The following is a 17,189-nucleotide window of genomic DNA, read 5'->3' as shown; positions in this document are numbered from 1 at the left end:
CGGAGCCACCATGGCCGACGAGATCATCCGGACCCTGTCGGTGGACGGACTGCGCTACGGCTACCGGGTCCTGAGACAGCCCTCCCCGCGCACCGAACCGGTCCTCGTGCTCGGCGGCGCGCTCCAGGGGATGTACGGCTGGCCGCAGATGGACGACCACCTGGGACCGTTCGCCTCCGTCGTCACCGCCGACCTGCCCGGCATGGGGGACGCCGACCCCCTCCCGGAAGGCACCGGCTACGACGTCCTGTACGCCGCCGTCGCCGGGATCATCGACGACCTCGGCGTGCCGAAGGTCAACCTCTTCGGGTTCTCCTACGGCACGTCGATCGCCTTCGGCTGCGCCCGGCGCGATCCCGGCCGCGTCGCCCGGTTGGTCCTCGGCGGGGTGCCGTCCCACATCACCGGCGAGCAGCGCGACCGGTGGAGCCGGGCCGTCGGCCGACTGGAGAGCGGGGACATGGAAGGGCTCGCCGCCCTGGCCGCCGGGGTGCTGATGTGCCAGGACCCGGAGCGCCGGGTCCACCGGGGCGAACTGGCGCGGCGTTATGTGCGGCGGACGTTCCTGCACGCCCTGAACCACTCCCCGCACGCCGCGCGGTCGTTGCAGCGGGCGCTGGAGCACCGGCCGGACTTCTCCGGCGGGCTGACGGGCGTACCGGCTCTCGTCTTCGCCGGTGAGCACGACACGGTGACCCCGCCCGAACGACAGCGTGCCTTCGCGGCCACGATCGAGGGCAGCCGGTTCGTCACGATCGGGGAGTCCGACCACTGGGTCGTGCTGGAGCGCCCGGACGACGTCGCGGACCTCGCGGCACGCTTCTTCACCGATCGTCCGCTGGAGTCGGCCCCCGGCCTCGCCGCACTTCCCGCCCAGTCCCGCGCGGCGTCGTCGCGGGCGGCGTCGTTGCGGGCGGCGGGACCGTCCGCGACGACGCGGTGACACGGGCGGAGGGCGCGCGGCCCCGGGCCGGGGGAGGGCCGGCTCTCAGGCCCCGGGGACGCGGTCGAGGAAGCCGCTGACCGAGGCGATGCGCCCGTCGTCGGCGAGGGTGATCACGTCCGACCCGGCGGCGGGCGCCGAACCGTCGGCGGTGGAGACCAGGTCCCAGCCGAAGCGCACGATGTCGTGGTGCCCGTCGGGGGTGCCGGTCAGCCGGAATTCGAAACCGGGGAACTGCTGCTGGGCGCCGCTGATCGTGGCCGCGAGCCCTTCGTGGCCGCGCACGTCGGCCAACGGGTCGGTGTAGGTGGCCTCCTCGGTGAAGGCGGCCGCGACGGCCTTCGCCAGGTCCTCGGGCGTGGCGGCGTTCCAGGCGGCGAAGTAGCGCCGGACGGCGTCCTCGTACATGGCCATCGGGTGTGTCCTCTCCTCGCGGTCCGGCCCGGGGGCCGGCTTCCGTGTGCTGGTGAGAACCACGATGGCCGAAGGTGCGGAGGGCGTCGATTACCCACGAGGTCATGCCCGGGGCCACGCGCGAGGGCGGGGCGGCTTTTTCCGGGCGCGGTGGCCTGGGGCGTTCCCGGCCGGGCGGGACTTTCGAAATACGCCCTAACCGTCCGACACCACGTGCACGGCCGCTTCCTCGGCCGATGCCCCCGCCCCGTCGATGCCGACGTCCTCGGCGGCCAGGGTGTCCGGCTCGTCGATGTCCAGCTGCCGGGTGAGCCGGCCGGCGCGCACCGTGCCGACCTCGTCGTCCCACGGCTCGCCGTCGCCGTCGGACAGGTCCCCCACACCGTCCCCGTCGCCGTCGGCCCCGGCGATGTCGGGCAGTTCCCTGGCCAGCCGGCTCTCCAGCGATTCACCGGTGTGCTGCTCGGCGGCGGTGGTGCCCAGGTCCTCCACCGCCCATGGCCGCTCGGGCGGGGAATAGCCCTCGTCGAGCGCGTCGGTCAGACCCCGGTGGTCCAGGGTGTCCTCGACGTCGAGTTGTTCCATGGGGTCCGAGGCCTCCGGCTGCTGGGGCTGGTAGACGTCATCTCCCCTGTCGGCATCATTCATGGTGTGTCCCTTCCCGCTCCTCGGGGATCCCGGTCGCACATGCCGTGCATGCCGTGCACGCGACGCATACGACTCGGGACAAAAGGGGGTCTTCGTGCGGTGTGTGCCCGAATGTCGTCGAACCGTCCGTACGGGTTCAGGATAAGTGGCCGGGGCGGGAGGCCGCTGCTCGGGCGTGACGGGCCGGACGGAGGGACCATGGAAGGTACAGGGGGAAGATGCTTTGCCCCACCCGTCACGGGAGGCCGCCATGGATTACCCGGAGAGCTACCAGTTGGTGTTTCAGGCGTCCGCAGTGGAGGACGACACGGTGACCGTCTGGCGCACGGCCCAGTCGGGGGCGGGGGGATACCCGGTCTACGAGGACGAGACCGGGATCGTGCGCGCGGAGATCAGCGACCGGGGCGAGGTGCGCATGCTGGCCAGCGGCGGACACCAGGTGCTCGGCACTCCGCTCGTGGTGCGGGAGATGAAGGACGAACAATTGAGCACGCCCCGCGGTGACGCCGGACCGGTGTAGGGGACCGGTGCGGATGCGGTGGGCGCGGGCGGAACCAGCGCTGACAGACCGGTGCAGACAGAACCGACACGGACGGAACCGGCGGGGGCGGAATGGGCACGGACAGGGTGACGCCCCGCGACCCGGACGCCCCGGTGGGCCGGTCGCGGGGCGTCGGGCCCTGCGGTGCGTGCGCCGTCCGCGATCAGCCCTCGGTCCAGCCGCGGTTCTTCGCGAACTGCAGCAACCCGCGCCGGATCTGCAGGATCTGAGAGCCCGTCAGCGTCGGCGCCGACTCCAGCAGGACGTCGGTGACGTCCCGCGTGAACTCGGCCGAGCTGAGTACGTCGCACAGGGCGTCGTCGTCCGACGCCCCGGAGACCGCCGCGGGCCTCGGCGGCGTCACGGGCTTCCCGTCGGGCCCCTCGGCGAGCCGGACCGACGAGGCCTTCAGCCCGCGGTCGCCGTCCTCGATCTCGAACTCGACCGCCGTACCCGTATGCACGTACGACTCGGGGATCAGCATGTCGTTCACATGGAGAAAGACGTCCTCACCACCGTGATCGGGCGCGATGAACCCGTATCCCCGAGCTCCGTCGAACCGCACGACGCGACCAGAAACCACACCGACCCCCAAACAAAGAACCGGGCCCCTTGCCCGTTCGCCACACATGGCTCGACCGGAGAATAGCCCCGGTCGATCGGGTCGCGCGACCCGATCGCAACAATCGGTCCCGGCCCGCTCCCGGCGGGCGCGCCTGCGGTACCGGCCCCGTTCGTCCGGGCCCGCCCGGGGGCGGGGGGCGTCGCCGGACGGCCCGGCGGGGCGTACGCATCGATGTACGTACTCCAATGAGGACCGAAACTGTCCGCAAGAGTGCGTACCGTGCCGTTCATGGCCGTCACGAAGCATGCCTCCGCCACGAAGAACCCCGCCGCCGGGAAGAACTCCGCCGTGTCCGCGGTGCTGTCCGCCCGCGCGCTGAACCGCGCCACGCTGGAGCGTCAGCTGCTGCTGCGCCGCACCGCGATGTCGGCGAAGGACGCCGTGGAGCATCTGGTCGGCCTCCAGGCGCAGAACACCAAGCCGCCCTACTACCAGCTCTTCGCCCGCCTCGACGGCTTCGACCCGGCCGAGCTCGCCGGGCTGCTGGAGTCCCGCGAGGCGGTCCGCATGGTCACCCTGCGGTCCACCATCCATCTGCACACCGCGGCCGACGCGCTCACCCTGCGCCCGTTCGTCCAGCCGGCGCGCGACCGGGAGCTCCAAATGTTCCGCAAGGGGCTCGTCGGGGTGGACCGGGAACGGCTCCGGTCGCTCGCCCGGGAACTCGTCGAGGAGCGGCCCCGGACGCCCAAGGAGATCCGCGGGGCACTGGCGGCCGAATGGCCCGACGCCGACCCGCAGGCCCTGGGGACGGCCGCCCGCTGCCTGCTGCCGCTGGTCCAGGTCACCCCGCGCGGGGTGTGGGGGAGGAGCGGCCGGGTCGCGCTGACCACCGCCGGACACTGGCTCGACGGCGCCCCGGAACGGGTCCCCTCCCCGGACGACCTGGTCCTGCGCTACCTGGGAGCCTTCGGGCCCGCCTCCGTCCAGGACATGCAGACCTGGGCCGGACTGACCCGGCTGCGCGAGGTCTTCGAACGGCTGCGCCCGCGGCTGATCACCTTCCGGGACGGGAACGGGACCGAACTCTTCGACCTGCCGGACGCCCCGCGTCCGGACGAGGACACCCCCGCCCCGCCCCGCTTCCTGCCCGAGTTCGACAACGTGCTGCTCGGCCACGCGGACCGCACACGCGTGATCCCGCAGCAGTACCGGGGACGCAACGGGAAAGGCAACCAGACCTACGGCACGGTGCTGGTCGACGGCTTCCTCGCAGCCGTCTGGCGACTGGGCACCGGCACCGGCACCGGTTCCGGGGGGACGGTCCTCACCGTGCAGCCGTTCGGCAGACTCGGCCGCGCCGACCGCGACGCCGTCACGGAGGAGGCCGCGCGGATGCTCACCACCCTGACGGCGCGGACGGCACCGGACACCGTCGACGCGCACGGACACGACATCCGGTTCGCGACGTTCATCGACTTCGGATGAGGACGGCGCGCGTGAGGACGGTGCGCGGCGGGCCCGGCACGGAAAACACCCCGGGCCGGCTCAGGGAAGCAGCCCCGCGCGCCGCGCCGCCACCACCGCCTCCAGACGGGTGTGCGCCCCCAGCTTGCGCATCGCCGAACGCAGATACCCCTTGACCGTCTCCGGCCGCAGCCCGAGCCGCTTCGCCGCCGCCGCGTTCGTCGCCCCCGACGCCACACAGGCCAGCACGTCCACCTCGCGCGGCGCCAGCCGCACCCCACAGGGCTCCGACGTGCGGAAACCGGCCGCCGACGCGAGCCGCCCGCACACCGACAGCAGCTCGTCGCGCAGGGCCGGGTCGACGACCTTCGGTACCAGGGAACGCAGCTCGCGGTGCGCCTCGCGGACGTCCTCCCACGCCTCCGGGGCCGCCCTCGGGTCCGTCACCTGCTCCCGGGTCGCGGTCAGCAGCTGCTGCACCTCGTCCCGCACGACCAGGGCCTGCTCCACGTCCCGGGCGGCGGACACCGCCGCGTCGAACGTGCGGTCCCCGAGCGTGACCGGCTCGCGCAGCGCCCCGTACAGCACTCCGCGCACCCTGCGCCGCACGACGACGGGCACCGCGACCACCGAGCGCAGCCCCTCCGCCGCCACGGCCAGGTCGTACTCGTGGCTGATGTGGCGCGAGGAGTGGTAGTCGGTCACCGCGCACGGCCGGGACAGGGCGATCGCCTTGCCACCGAGCCCGCTGCCCGCCGAGATGACGAGGCCGCGCAGAGCGGTGGTCTGCGCCCCGTTCAGCTCGGCGATGCGGGCATGGCGGGCATCTGCGAGCAGTCCGCCGAAGGCCACGGGCAGCCCGCTGGTCCGGCGCAGCCGCAGCAGCGCGGCTTGCATCTCGACCGCATCGACGGATTCCGGCACGCTGACGCCTCCCTGACCGGCCCGGGGCCTCGGTCACCCCTTGCTGCACCCCCGTTCGGGGGTGGTGAGACCTGGGTCACTGTTTACATGATGTTAAGTGACCGGTCCGGTCCGCAATGAGGAGGGCACATGTCGGCAACCAGTGCGACGGAAACGTTCCGGGCCGCCCGGGACTTTCTGCTGCGGCACCGTGAGGACTACCACGCGGCCTACGAGGGCTTCAGCTGGCCGCGCAGCGACCACTTCAACTGGGCGCTCGACTGGTTCGACGTCATCGCCGAGAACAACGACCGCACCGCCCTGCACATCGTGGAGGAGGACGGCGGCCGCACCGAGGTGTCCTTCGCGCAGATGTCCGCCCGCTCCAACCGGGCCGCGAACTGGCTGCGCGCCCGGGGCGTACGGGCCGGCGACCGCGTCCTCGTCATGCTCGGCAACCAGGTCGAGCTGTGGGAGACCGCCCTCGCCGCGATGAAGCTGCGCGCCGTCGTCATCCCCGCCACCCCGCTCCTGGGCCCGGTCGACCTGTGCGACCGGGTGGAGCGCGGCCGGGTCCGGCACGTCCTGGTACGGGACGCCGACACCGCCAAGTTCGACGAGGTGCCCGGCGACTACACCCGGATCTCCGTCGGCGCCGACGTGCCCGGCTGGCTGTCGTACACCGGCGCCGACGAACAGCCGGAGACCTTCGAGGCGGACCGGGAGACCGACGCCGACGAGCCGCTGATGCTCTACTTCACCTCCGGCACGACCGCCAGCCCCAAGCTCGTCGAGCACACCCACATCTCCTACCCCGTGGGCCACTTGGCGACGATGTACTGGATCGGCCTCAAGCCCGGGGACGTCCACCTCAACATCTCCTCGCCCGGCTGGGCCAAGCACGCCTGGTCCAACCTCTTCGCGCCCTGGAGCGCCGAGGCGACCGTCTTCATCTTCAACTACACCCGCTTCGACGCCGGCCGGCTGATGGCGGAGATGGACCGCTCGGGCGTCACCAGCTTCTGCGCCCCGCCCACCGTCTGGCGGATGCTGATCCAGGCCGACCTCTCCCAGCTGAAGACCCCGCCGCGCGAGGTCGTCGCGGCCGGCGAGCCGCTGAACCCGGAGGTCATCGAGACGGTGCGGCGTGTCTGGGGCGTCACCATCCGGGACGGCTTCGGCCAGACCGAGACCGCCGTGCAGGTCGCCAACACCCCCGGCCAGCTGCTCAAGGCCGGTTCGATGGGCCGGCCCAGCCCCGGTTTCAAGGTCGAGCTCCTGGACCCGGTCACCGGTGAGCCCGGCGCGCTGGAGGGCGAGATCTCCCTCGACCTGTCGGCCCGCCCGGTGGGCCTGATGACCGGCTACCACGGCGACCCGGACCGGACCGCCGAAGCCATGGCCGGCGGCTACTACCGCACCGGCGACATGGGCTCCCGCGACGAGGACGGCTACATCACCTACGTCGGCCGCGCCGACGACGTCTTCAAGGCGTCCGACTACAAGATCTCGCCGTTCGAGCTGGAGAGCGCTCTGCTGGAGCACGAGGCGGTCGCCGAGGCCGCGGTCGTCCCCGCCCCCGACCCGGTCCGGCTCGCCGTCCCGAAGGCGTACGTCGTCCTGGCGGAGGGCTGGGAACCCGGCCCCGACACGGCGAAGCTGCTGTTCGAGCACTCCCGGTCGGTCCTCGCCCCCTACAAACGGGTCCGCAGGCTGGAGTTCGCCGAACTGCCCAAGACCGTCTCCGGCAAGATCCGCCGCATCGAACTGCGCGAGCGCACGGCCCGCGGCACCGGCACCGAGTACGACGAGGGGGACCTGCGATGAGTGAGCTCTCCTACGCGCACGGCGCCGACACCACCCCGTTGCTCGGCGACACCATCGGGCGCAACCTCGACCGGGCGATCGAGGCGTTCGGCGAGCGCGAGGCGCTGGTGGACGTCCCGTCGGGGCGGCGCTGGACGTACGCCGAGTTCGGCTCCGCGGTCGACGAACTGGCCCGCGCGCTCATGGCGTCGGGCGTGGCCAAGGGGGACCGGGTCGGGATCTGGGCGGTCAACTGCCCGGAGTGGGTGTTCGTGCAGTACGCCACCGCCCGCATCGGCGCCGTCATGGTCAACATCAACCCCGCGTACCGGGCGCACGAGCTGGAGTACGTCCTGAACCAGGCCGGGATCTCGCTCCTGGTCGCCTCGCTCTCGCACCGCACCAGCGACTACCGCGCCCTGGTCGGCCAGGTCCGCGCCGGCTGCCCCGCGCTGCGCGCCGTGCACTACATAGGGGACCCGACCTGGGACGAACTGCTGGCCACGGCCGGGGCGGTGACGCCCGGACAGCTCGCCGCGCGCGAGGCCGAGCTGTCCTGCGACGACCCGATCAACATCCAGTACACCTCCGGCACGACCGGCTTCCCCAAGGGAGCCACGCTCTCCCACCACAACATCCTCAACAACGGTTATTTCGTCGGGGAGTCGATCGCCTACACCGAGCAGGACCGGGTCTGCCTGCCGGTGCCCTTCTACCACTGCTTCGGCATGGTCATGGGCAACCTCGGCGCCACCTCGCACGGCGCCTGCATCGTGATCCCGGCCCCCTCCTTCGAGGCCGCCGCCGTCCTCGCCGCCGTGCAGCAGGAGCGCTGCACCTCGCTCTACGGCGTCCCCACCATGTTCATCGCGGAGCTGAACCTCCCCGACTTCGGCTCGTACGACCTCTCCTCGCTGCGCACCGGCATCATGGCCGGATCGACCTGCCCGGTCGAGGTGATGAAGCGGGTCGTCGCCGAGATGCACATGGCCGAGGTGTCCATCTGCTACGGCATGACGGAGACCTCGCCGGTCTCCACCCAGACCCGCCGCGACGACGACCTGGAACGCCGCACCGGGACCACCGGCCGCGTCATGCCGCACGTCGAGATCAAGGTCGTCGACCCGGTGACCGGGGTGACGCTGGAACGCGGGAGGACGGGCGAACTCTGCACCCGGGGCTACAGCGTGATGCTCGGTTACTGGGAACAGCCCGAGCGCACCGCGGAAGTGATCGACGCCGGCCGCTGGATGCACACCGGCGACCTCGCGGTGATGCGGGAGGACGGTTACGTACAGATCGTCGGCCGGATCAAGGACATGATCATCCGGGGCGGTGAGAACATCTATCCGCGGGAGATCGAGGAATTCCTCCACCGCCACCCGAAGATCGCGGACGTGCAGGTGGTGGGCGTTCCCGACGACACCTACGGCGAGGAGGTCCTGGCCTGTGTCATCCCGAGGGACCCGGCGGACCCGCCGAGCCTGGAGGAGGTGACCGGGTACTGCCGCGAGCAGCTGGCCCACTACAAGGTCCCGCGGCGGCTGCAGATTCTGGAGACCTTCCCGATGACGGTCAGCGGGAAGGTCCGGAAGATCGAACTGCGGGAGGGCTACGGCCGGTAGGACCCGACCGGCCCGGGTGCGGTCAGGCGGCCTCGATGATGTCGCCGGTACCGCCCCGGGTCGCGGCCGCCCATTCGATCAGCAGCACCTCGTAGGCCGCGGATTCCACGGAGGACCAGTCCTGACCGGCCCGGGCGTCCACGAAGGCCCGTATCGCCTCGTTCGCCTGGGCGGCGGAGCGGGGCTTCGAACGGGTCGCGCGCGGTCTGTCGGTGGATGGAGTGTGCCGTGCAGTTAAAACCATGGGCACTACTTTAGGGCCCGCCACTGACACAGGCCGAACATTTGTGGTGCCCTGGCCCGAACGTGACCGATTGCACTCACTGCGGTCTTCCGGTTCCGGTAAGGCGCGACTGGTGTGCGGCGTGCGGGATTTCGCGCCGCATGCAGACCCTCGGCCAGCGGTCCAGGCCGTGTTCGGCCTCCTCCGCCCTGATCTTCCGCAGCCCGTCGGTGAGTTCCGCTTCGCCGAGCGTGCGGAAGCCGAGCCGGGCGTAGTACGGCCCGTTCCACGGCACGTGCGAGAAGGTCGTCAGGGTGAGCGCGTCCAGCCGCAGACCGGCCGCCCACCCGTCGAGGTGGGCGATCAGGGCGGCGCCCAGGCCGCGCCGGGCGGCGGACGGATGCACGGAGACCTGCTCGATGTGGGCCGCCCCGTCTACCGGATCGGCGATCAGATAACCGACCGGGCGGTCGTCGGGGTCCGCGGCCACCCAGGCACGGCCGGCCCGGCGGTACTCGTCCAGCAGGTCGAGGGGCGGGGGATCGTCGTCCGCGACGGCGGTCATGCCGAGCGTGCGGAACGGCTCACCGGCGGCGCGCTCGATGTCCTGGAGCAACGGAAGATCGGAGCGGCGGGCGGTACGGATGCGCATGCGTCCAGTATGTCGCCCCGGTCTCCTCCGCTCGCCCGGGGCCGGACGCGCGGGCGCCGCGGTCCGCACGGGCGCCGCGGTCCGGGCATGATCCAGACGAAAAGACCCTAAGGGCTGTCCCGTAATCCCCGGCGGGCGCGCGACGACAGCCACTTCCCCGAGCTCTCGGCTGCGCTCGAGCAGGGGAGACCCCATCCTCGCTGCGTTGTCGGAACGTCCGAATACATCCGGTATGCGGACGCCCCTCCGCCTTGCGATGCACCGCATCTGACGCCGCGCGCTGATCCACCGGGGATTACGGGACAGCCCTCAGGCCCCGGTGCCCAGCAGTTCGTCGGCCGGGCTGTTGACCGGCTGGGGCGTGCCCGTCGCGTCCATCATGAACAGCGGCATGCCCAGTCCGTCCGCGCGTGCCCCGGCCTCCGGCTCGTATCCCGCGAGGGAGAAGAACACGCCGGTGGCCGACGCGCCCAAAGCGTGCAGCCAGAGGCACTCGACGTCGCGCAGGGCGGTCGCGCGGGCGGCCGTGTCGACCTGGGCCAGCAGCCCGGGGGCCCGCAGGTCGATCCGTGCGGGGGAGGGGCGCGACGGCCGTACGACGTCCTGGTAGCCCAGCCACCGCAGGTACCGGGCCGCGGTGGCGACCGCGTCGTCCGTGCCGAGGATGGCCGCGGGCCGGAACGCCGGCCGGGGCACCGGGGCCGTGCGCGGCAGCGGGATGTGGGACGGCGGGGCCGCGTCGTCGGGGGCGGGGCCGTCGCCGGGGGCCGCCACCGGCCGGACCGGTATGCGCAGCACCGCCCCGCAGGGGCAGCACAGCTCCGGCTGCGGCCACTGGTCGTGGCGTCCGCAGGCGCGACAGCGCACCGTCACCCAGTCGTCGTTCCAGGTGCGGTGGGTGATCGGCACGACCGGGGCGCCGGGCAGCAGGGGCGGGGCGGTCGGGGCACCGCACGGGCAGGGGTACACCGGGCCGCTGTACGCGTGGTCGCGGCGGCAGGCCGGGCAGCGTACCGGCACCGACTCCACGATGGTCTCCCTCCGGGCCCGGGGCCGTCCCGCGGCGGGGCCGCTCCGGCGCACGGGACGCGCCGGTGCCGGCCGGTGGGCCCACTCCGTTCTCCGTCCATGGTTCACCAGGAGCGAGGCCCTGGGGAGGGACTTGGCACATTTCGCGGGCCGTGGCGGGCGCACGGTCCGCTCCGTGCGCCGTCCCTTGACGGCTGTCGGGGCGCACTTTAGATTGACTTCCACATAACAGAATAAAACTTCCGTGATACGGAATTGGTGCTCTCAGGTGGCGCGACAGAGCCCGAATCCGCCAGGTCCCAGCAGGAGCACTCAATGCCTCGAATGACCGCCGCCCGAGCGGCAGTTGAGATCCTCAAGCGCGAAGGCGTCAGCAACGCGTTCGGTGTGCCGGGCGCGGCGATCAACCCCTTCTACGCGGCCCTCAAGGCCTCCGGCGGGGTTCACCACACGCTCGCCCGGCACGTCGAGGGCGCCTCCCACATGGCGGAGGGCTACACCCGGGCCCGGCCGGGCAACATCGGCGTCTGCATCGGCACGTCGGGGCCGGCCGGCACCGACATGATCACCGGCCTCTACTCGGCCATCGCCGACTCGATCCCGATCCTCTGCATCACCGGCCAGGCCCCCACCGCCGTGCTCCACAAGGAGGACTTCCAGGCGGTCGACATCGCCTCGATCGCGGCGCCGGTCACCAAGGCCGCGACCACCGTCCTGGAGGCCGCCCAGGTTCCCGGCGTCCTCCAGCGGGCCTTCCACCTCATGCGCACCGGCCGGCCCGGCCCCGTCCTCGTCGACCTGCCCATCGACGTCCAGCTCACCGAGATCGAGTTCGACCCCGACCTGTACGAGCCGCTGCCGGTGCACAGGCCCGCCGCGACCCGCAAGCAGATCGTCCGCGCGCTGGAGCTGCTGAACGCCTCCGAGCGCCCGCTGATCGTCGCGGGCGGCGGTGTCATCAACGCCGACGCGTCCGAATTCCTGGTGGAGTTCGCCGAGCTGACGGGCATTCCGGTCGTCCCGACCCTGATGGGCTGGGGTGCCATCGCCGACGACCACGAGCTGAACGCGGGCATGGTCGGCCTGCAGACCTCGCACCGCTACGGCAACGCCAACTTCCTGGAGTCCGACTTCGTCCTCGGCATCGGCAACCGCTGGGCCAACCGCCACACCGGCAGGCTGGACGTCTACACGCAGGGCCGCACCTTCGTCCACGTGGACATCGAGCCCACCCAGATCGGCAAGATCTTCGCCCCCGACCTCGGCATCGTCTCCGACGCCGGGGCGGCGCTGGAACTGTTCGTCGAGGTGGCGCGCGAGCTGAAGGCGGACGGGAGGCTCAAGGACCGCTCGCGGTGGGCCGCCTCCACCCAGGAACGCCGGGCCGCGCTGCAGCGCCGCACGCACTTCGACAACGTGCCGCTGAAGCCGCAGCGGGTGTACGAGGAGATGAACCGGGCGTTCGGGCCCGAGACCCGGTACGTCACCACGATCGGCCTCTCCCAGATCGCCGGCGCCCAGATGCTGCACGTCTACCGGCCGCGCCACTGGATCAACTGCGGCCAGGCCGGACCGCTCGGCTGGACCGTCCCGGCCGCGCTCGGCGTCGCCACGGCCGACCCGGAGGGCTCCGTCGTCGCGCTCTCCGGCGACTACGACTTCCAGTTCATGCTGGAGGAGCTGGCCGTCGGCGCGCAGCACCGCATCCCGTACGTCCACGTCCTGGTGAACAACTCCTACCTGGGGCTGATCCGCCAGGCGCAGCGCAACTTCGACATCGACTTCCAGGTCAACCTGGAGTTCGAGAACCTCAACTCGCCGGAGCTCGGCGTGTACGGCGTCGACCACGTCAAGGTCGTCGAGGGGCTGGGCTGCAAGGCGATCCGCGTCACCGAGCCGGACCGGCTGCTGCCCGCCTTCGAGGAGGCGAAGAAGCTGGCCGCCGAGTTCCGGGTCCCGGTGGTGGTCGAGGCGATCCTGGAACGCGTGACGAACATCGCGATGAGCGGCACGGACATCGCGTCCGTCAACGAGTTCGAGGACCTCGCGACGGAGCCGTCCCACGCGCCGACCGCGATCCGCCCGCTCGCGGTGTCCTGAGCACCCTCCGGCCGGCCGCGGCCCCCGCCCCCGGATCCCGGGCGGGGGCCGCGGCGTCCCCGGCAGGGGTCAGAGCACCTGCGCGAGGGGCTCCACGGTCTCCCAGTGCTTGAGGTACTCCACCGCCGCGTGGGGATCGCTGTTGGCGTTCTTCACCAGACGGGTGCGCTCCAGCACGTCGTCGGTGTCGGGGAACAGCGTCCTCAGCCGCAGGGTGGAGACGATGTAGTCGTCGCGGTCGGCGACGTTCACCCAGCGCTCGATGTGGTCCGGGGTGCGCAGCGGCCGGGGGCGCAGCCGTTCCCGGATGATCGAGCGCAGGCCCAGTGGCGAGCCGAAGGTGACGAGCAGGGGCAGCGGCCGGTCGAGCCTGTGCAGGGCCTCGTAGGCGACCACCGTGCCCAGCGAGTGCGCGACCACCGCCCTGGTGTCCGCCGTCACCCGGGACAGCACCGACTCGATCGCCCGTTCGCGTATCGACTCGTCGTCGAGATAGGCGGCCACCTGGCCCAGGTGGAAGACTCCGGTGCTGCTGAGCGCGGCGAATCCGGAGCGGGCGACCGGACCGAGCCGCCCCAGCATGGCGACGACCAGCCGGACCGGAGCGTACGGTCCCTGCTCGGGGCCGACCTCCGCGCGCAGCCCGGTCAGCTCACGGGCGGCCTCGGCGCTGTCCGCCGGGTCGGAGGCGTGCCGGTGGATGTTGTCCATGATGTTCTCGCCGACGGTCTCGCTGGTGAGCGCCATCTGTTCGGGGAACGGCACGTCCCAGTCGTCCTGCGGCACATAGGGGGCGAAGAGACCGCGGTAATGGGCCATGGCGACCGTCGTCGAGCCGTCCTCGATCCTGTCGGCCCGCTCCCGGTGGCCGTTGTCGCGCAGGGTGCGCGCCAGGGCACGCACCCAGTCCGCCCTCAGCTGCTCCTCGGTCTCGTCCTCGGGACCGATCCCGTGCACCATGACCAGCTCAGCCATGCCTCTCCCGCCGATTCCGCGCCCGGGTCGCCCGCGTGCGCACCGTCACTCCCTCGCCAGGACGAACGACGAACGACGATTCCCGCGAGTTCCTCAACTCGACGGCACGGGCATCTGGTTGATGATCGGACAGCTGTCGATAATGGGCGGGTGGCAGCTGAACGCAAGGCGTTGGTGATCGCTTCGCACTGGGAAGCGCGCGAGGAGAAACCCGGGAGCGGACTGGATCTGCTGGAGCCCTGCGCGACCGAGCTGGGGGACCTGTTGCTGGACCCCCTCCGCGGCGGATGCGCCCCGGCCTGGGGGAACGGCCTGCTGACCGACCCCGCGACGGTCGACGAGGTGACCGCCGCGCTCACCGAGGCGTTCGCCGGGGCCTCGGCCTGCGGGGGCTGTCTGGTGATCGGCTTCGTCGGGCACGGACACGCGGGCAGGGAGGGCGAGTTCCTCTTCCCGGTGCGCTCCACCCCCGCCACCCCCGGCCCGGAGACGGCCTTCCCACTGCCCCAGGAATTACGCAGACTGGCGCAACGCCACGGCGGCGTCCGGGAACTCCTCGTCATCGTCGACGCGTGCATGTCGGGCCACGCGGTGCTCACCGGGGCGAACGCCTGGTTCCCGGCCGCCATGCGCACGGGCCGGCGGGTCGAGATCCTCTCGTCGGCGGACGGCCGCCCGGCGTACGGCCTGCAGTTCTCGGTCGCCCTCAACAGGCTGATCGGACAGGGCGACATCCGGCTGGGCGGAAAGCTGCACACCGGCCCGGTGCGCCGGCTGGTGGGCCCGCAACTGGTGCGCCAGGACCCGCAGTCGGCCTCGTACGACGGCGGTGGAAGCACCTCCGCAGATCCGTACGGTGTCTGGATCGCCCACAACGTCGCGCACAACGCGGCCCTGAGCGTGCTGGCCGGCACGCGCCCCGCCAGGGAACTCGTCCCCGCGCTCCAGTACTTCCAGGCCCCCGACGAGCTGGCGCGGTTCACCGAATCGGTCCGCAGACACCGCGTCGTGGCCGTGCTCGGTGCCATGGGCACGGGCAAATCGACACTCGCCGCCGCGCTGTGCCGCGCCGAACTGCTCCCGGACCGGGAGGCCCCGGAGGTCTGCGCGCTCGTCCGCCTCTCGGACCCCGCCTGGACCTCCGGCCTCTCGATGACGCAGCTCTCCGGGCAGCTGCGCCGGTACCTGCCGGGATTCCCGGAGGCCGAGAAGACGTACCGGGCGCGGACGTCCGCGGACGACCAGGGCTCCCTGCGGACTGCCGAGTTCGGCGTCGCCGGGCCGCTCGGGCTGATGGAGCCGCGCGAACCCGTCCGCGTGATCGTGGACGGGCTCGACCAGGTCCATCCCACGAACCGGGCCGGTGTCCTGCGCGAACTGGCCGCGCTGAGCGAATCGGCACCGCCGTGGTTCGGCCTGGTGGTCACGAGCCGCGACGGTGTGCGGCTGCCGGACCACTGGCACCGCGAGCCGCTCCTGCCGACGGCGGGGGAACGGCAGCTCAGCGCGTACCTGGAGGCCCACAGCCACTCCGGGGAGACCCGGCGGGAGATCCTCCGCCAGGCGGCCGGGAACTGGGAGATCACTCGCCTGCTCGCGGACTTCGGCCCCCTGGCGCACGCCGGAAGCGTGTCGTACCAGGAGCTCTACGCGGGGGTGCTCCTCCCGGCCCGGGACGCGGCGCCGGAGGGACGGGAGGAATGGGTCGACGCCGTTCTCGCCGTCCTCGCGGCCTGCGGGCTCGGCGCCGAACTGCCCCGCGCCCTGCTGCTCCGGGCGGTCGGGGAGCTGGGCGGACCGGCCGACGAGGACGCGCTGCACCAGGTCCTGGACCTGCTGCCGGGCCTGATCGTACGGGCGCACCACCCCGAGGGGAGCGAACTCCTCGGCGTGCACCACCAGACCCTGGTCGAGTACCTGTGCGAGACGCTCGACGTGGTGCGCGGGCACCGTGCGCTGTGCCGGGCATTGGAGATCATGGCCCCCATGAACCAACACGCGCCCGACGATCCGCTGCACGCCTACGCGGAACAGGCCGAGCCGGAACACCTGTGGCAGGCCGCGATCCGCGAACCGGAACTGTACGAGCGGCTGCTCGCCGTCCTGGAACGGCGTGCCGCCGCCGAACCCACGGTCAACCGCGACCGCTGGGCCGCCTGGGCCCAGCGGCTGGCGGAGCGCCTCGGGGCCGGCACCCCCCTCGTGCTCCGCGCCCGGGGACGGGCCGCCTACTGGACGGGGAAGGCCGGTTCCTACCGGCGCTCCCGGGAGCTGTACCAGGAGCTGCTGGAGGACCAGTCGCGGGTCCTCGCGAAGGACGACCCGGACGTGCTGGAGACCCGGCACCGGATCGCGTACGCGACGGGCGAGACCGGTGACTTCACCGCGGCGGTGGAACTGCACCGGGCGGTGCTGGCCGACCAGACGCGCGTCCTGGGGCCGGACGACCGGCGCACCCTGGCCACCCGGCACCACATCGCGTACTGGACGGGCCGGGGCGGGGACATGGCGACGGGGCTGCGGCTGCACGAGGAGCTGCTGGAGGACCAGCGCCGGGCCTTCGGCGAACGGGACCAGGACGTCCTGGAGAGCCGCCACTACGTCGCGTACTGGCACGGTGCGCTCGGACGGCCGCTGCGGGCGCTCGCCCTCCACGACGCGTTGCTGCGGGACCGGCTGGAGGTGTTCGGCGAGGGCCACCCGCAGGTCGTCTTCAGCCGCATGAACATCTGCAAGTTCCTGGGAGAGGCGGGGCGACGGCAGGAGGCCCTCGACGCGTACCGGGACCTCCTGCCGGACGTGGAGCGCGTGCGCGGCGAGGACCACCCCAACACGCTGCTCGTACGGCTGAACATCGCCCGCTACACCTGGGAGCTGGGCGACCCGGAGACCTCGTGGACCCTGCACGAGGCCCTGATCGAGGACCAGCGGCGGGTCAACGGCGCGAACCATCCGACGGTGATGATCTCCCGCTACAACATGGCCATGCTGAAGGCCGAACTGGGCGACCCGGCCACCGCCCTGGCCGAGCTGGAGACCCTCCACGTGGACCGGCTCGCCCGCTACCGGAACCCCCGCCACGCCGAGGTGATCACGACGTCGTACGGCCGGGCCCTGGTCACCGCGCAGCTCGGGGACGTGCCGGCCGCCGTCGAGATGATGCGTGCGGTGCGGGCCGACCGCGGGAGCGTCCTGGGCGAGGAGCACCCGAGCACCCTCGCCGCACAGGAGGCGCTGGACGATCTGCTGAGCAGATGAGGGAAACGGCCCCGGACGGGGCACCCGGAACGCGGCCGGG

15 protein-coding genes are annotated in these 17,189 nt (G+C 72.1%); 7 read left to right on the top strand and 8 right to left on the bottom strand.

Annotated features, from left to right (window positions below; genetic code table 11):
* Positions 1–10 precede the first annotated feature (10 nt).
* The gene (locus ACWCXX_RS17690; protein WP_451128114.1) at positions 11–943 is read left to right on the top strand and encodes an alpha/beta fold hydrolase; all 933 of its coding nucleotides are present in this window, start codon (positions 11–13) and stop codon (positions 941–943) included.
* 45 nt (positions 944–988) lie between these two features.
* Here the strand turns inward: ACWCXX_RS17690 and ACWCXX_RS17685 are convergent, their stop codons facing one another.
* Complete coding sequence (locus ACWCXX_RS17685) at positions 989–1,357, bottom strand: nuclear transport factor 2 family protein (protein ID WP_451128112.1); 369 nt, start codon at positions 1,355–1,357, stop codon at positions 989–991.
* 195 nt (positions 1,358–1,552) lie between these two features.
* On the bottom strand, positions 1,553–2,005 hold the full coding sequence (locus ACWCXX_RS17680) for a DUF5709 domain-containing protein (RefSeq protein ID WP_451128110.1): 453 nt from the start codon (positions 2,003–2,005) through the stop codon (positions 1,553–1,555).
* A 250-nt stretch (positions 2,006–2,255) separates the two neighbouring features.
* On the opposite strand from ACWCXX_RS17680, the gene ACWCXX_RS17675 reads away from it, so the two are divergent.
* On the top strand, positions 2,256–2,525 hold the full coding sequence (locus ACWCXX_RS17675) for a DUF6296 family protein (RefSeq protein WP_451128108.1): 270 nt from the start codon (positions 2,256–2,258) through the stop codon (positions 2,523–2,525).
* A 184-nt stretch (positions 2,526–2,709) separates the two neighbouring features.
* Here the strand turns inward: ACWCXX_RS17675 and ACWCXX_RS17670 are convergent, their stop codons facing one another.
* The gene (locus ACWCXX_RS17670) at positions 2,710–3,129 is read right to left on the bottom strand and encodes a cold-shock protein (protein ID WP_451128106.1); all 420 of its coding nucleotides are present in this window, start codon (positions 3,127–3,129) and stop codon (positions 2,710–2,712) included.
* Positions 3,130–3,399: 270 nt separating this feature from the next.
* Here ACWCXX_RS17670 and ACWCXX_RS17665 point away from each other — a divergent pair, with 270 nt between their 5' ends.
* On the top strand, positions 3,400–4,599 hold the full coding sequence (locus ACWCXX_RS17665; RefSeq protein WP_451128104.1) for a winged helix DNA-binding domain-containing protein: 1,200 nt from the start codon (positions 3,400–3,402) through the stop codon (positions 4,597–4,599).
* 60 nt (positions 4,600–4,659) lie between these two features.
* Here the strand turns inward: ACWCXX_RS17665 and ACWCXX_RS17660 are convergent, their stop codons facing one another.
* Positions 4,660–5,502 (bottom strand): response regulator transcription factor, encoded by an 843-nt coding sequence (locus tag ACWCXX_RS17660; RefSeq protein ID WP_451128102.1) that lies wholly within the window; start codon positions 5,500–5,502, stop codon positions 4,660–4,662.
* A gap of 129 nt (positions 5,503–5,631) precedes the next feature.
* Between ACWCXX_RS17660 and ACWCXX_RS17655 the strand changes: the two genes are divergently transcribed.
* Together ACWCXX_RS17655 and ACWCXX_RS17650 are read left to right on the top strand one after the other, a co-directional pair.
* A complete protein-coding gene (locus ACWCXX_RS17655; RefSeq protein WP_451128100.1) occupies positions 5,632–7,308 on the top strand; it encodes an AMP-binding protein in 1,677 nt (558 codons plus the stop codon).
* Positions 7,305–8,912 (top strand): AMP-binding protein, encoded by a 1,608-nt coding sequence (locus ACWCXX_RS17650; RefSeq protein WP_451128098.1) that lies wholly within the window; start codon positions 7,305–7,307, stop codon positions 8,910–8,912. The genes ACWCXX_RS17655 and ACWCXX_RS17650 overlap by 4 nt, the downstream gene beginning before the upstream one ends.
* A gap of 22 nt (positions 8,913–8,934) precedes the next feature.
* On the opposite strand, the gene ACWCXX_RS17645 is transcribed toward ACWCXX_RS17650, so the two are convergent.
* The 3 genes from ACWCXX_RS17645 to ACWCXX_RS17635 all read right to left on the bottom strand — a co-directional run bounded on the left by ACWCXX_RS17645 (position 8,935) and on the right by ACWCXX_RS17635 (position 10,816).
* The gene (locus ACWCXX_RS17645) at positions 8,935–9,156 is read right to left on the bottom strand and encodes a hypothetical protein (protein ID WP_148840141.1); all 222 of its coding nucleotides are present in this window, start codon (positions 9,154–9,156) and stop codon (positions 8,935–8,937) included.
* A 76-nt stretch (positions 9,157–9,232) separates the two neighbouring features.
* Positions 9,233–9,787 (bottom strand): GNAT family N-acetyltransferase, encoded by a 555-nt coding sequence (locus tag ACWCXX_RS17640; protein WP_451128096.1) that lies wholly within the window; start codon positions 9,785–9,787, stop codon positions 9,233–9,235.
* A 309-nt stretch (positions 9,788–10,096) separates the two neighbouring features.
* Positions 10,097–10,816 carry a hypothetical protein gene (locus tag ACWCXX_RS17635; RefSeq protein WP_451128094.1) on the bottom strand — a complete coding sequence of 240 codons (720 nt, stop codon included), beginning with the start codon at positions 10,814–10,816 and terminating at the stop codon, positions 10,097–10,099.
* 324 nt (positions 10,817–11,140) lie between these two features.
* Between ACWCXX_RS17635 and gcl the strand changes: the two genes are divergently transcribed.
* Positions 11,141–12,916, top strand: a complete 1,776-nt coding sequence (gene gcl / locus ACWCXX_RS17630) for a glyoxylate carboligase (RefSeq protein ID WP_451128092.1) — start codon at positions 11,141–11,143, stop codon at positions 12,914–12,916.
* Between the two features lie 69 nt (positions 12,917–12,985).
* Here gcl and ACWCXX_RS17625 read toward each other — a convergent pair whose 3' ends face one another.
* Positions 12,986–13,891 carry a hypothetical protein gene (locus tag ACWCXX_RS17625; protein ID WP_451128090.1) on the bottom strand — a complete coding sequence of 302 codons (906 nt, stop codon included), beginning with the start codon at positions 13,889–13,891 and terminating at the stop codon, positions 12,986–12,988.
* A gap of 150 nt (positions 13,892–14,041) precedes the next feature.
* On the opposite strand from ACWCXX_RS17625, the gene ACWCXX_RS17620 reads away from it, so the two are divergent.
* The gene (locus tag ACWCXX_RS17620; RefSeq protein WP_451128088.1) at positions 14,042–17,149 is read left to right on the top strand and encodes a tetratricopeptide repeat protein; all 3,108 of its coding nucleotides are present in this window, start codon (positions 14,042–14,044) and stop codon (positions 17,147–17,149) included.
* The last annotated feature ends 40 nt before the right edge of the window (positions 17,150–17,189 follow it).

This window comes from Streptomyces sp. NPDC001732 (genome assembly GCF_053596315.1).
This window is presented reverse-complemented; position numbering and strand designations above follow the sequence as displayed.

Bases quoted from the DNA above. Each gene is read 5' to 3' on its own strand.
- ACWCXX_RS17690 (WP_451128114.1), top strand. From the start codon at position 11: ATGGCCGACGAGATCATCCGGACCCTGTCGGTGGACGGACTGCGCTAC.
- ACWCXX_RS17685 (WP_451128112.1), bottom strand. From the start codon at position 1,357: ATGGCCATGTACGAGGACGCCGTCCGGCGCTACTTCGCCGCCTGGAAC.
- ACWCXX_RS17680 (WP_451128110.1), bottom strand. From the start codon at position 2,005: ATGAATGATGCCGACAGGGGAGATGACGTCTACCAGCCCCAGCAGCCG.
- ACWCXX_RS17675 (WP_451128108.1), top strand. From the start codon at position 2,256: ATGGATTACCCGGAGAGCTACCAGTTGGTGTTTCAGGCGTCCGCAGTG.
- ACWCXX_RS17665 (WP_451128104.1), top strand. From the start codon at position 3,400: ATGGCCGTCACGAAGCATGCCTCCGCCACGAAGAACCCCGCCGCCGGG.
- ACWCXX_RS17655 (WP_451128100.1), top strand. From the start codon at position 5,632: ATGTCGGCAACCAGTGCGACGGAAACGTTCCGGGCCGCCCGGGACTTT.
- ACWCXX_RS17650 (WP_451128098.1), top strand. From the start codon at position 7,305: ATGAGTGAGCTCTCCTACGCGCACGGCGCCGACACCACCCCGTTGCTC.
- ACWCXX_RS17645 (WP_148840141.1), bottom strand. From the start codon at position 9,156: ATGGTTTTAACTGCACGGCACACTCCATCCACCGACAGACCGCGCGCG.
- ACWCXX_RS17640 (WP_451128096.1), bottom strand. From the start codon at position 9,787: ATGCGCATCCGTACCGCCCGCCGCTCCGATCTTCCGTTGCTCCAGGAC.
- gcl (WP_451128092.1), top strand. From the start codon at position 11,141: ATGACCGCCGCCCGAGCGGCAGTTGAGATCCTCAAGCGCGAAGGCGTC.
- ACWCXX_RS17625 (WP_451128090.1), bottom strand. From the start codon at position 13,891: ATGGCTGAGCTGGTCATGGTGCACGGGATCGGTCCCGAGGACGAGACC.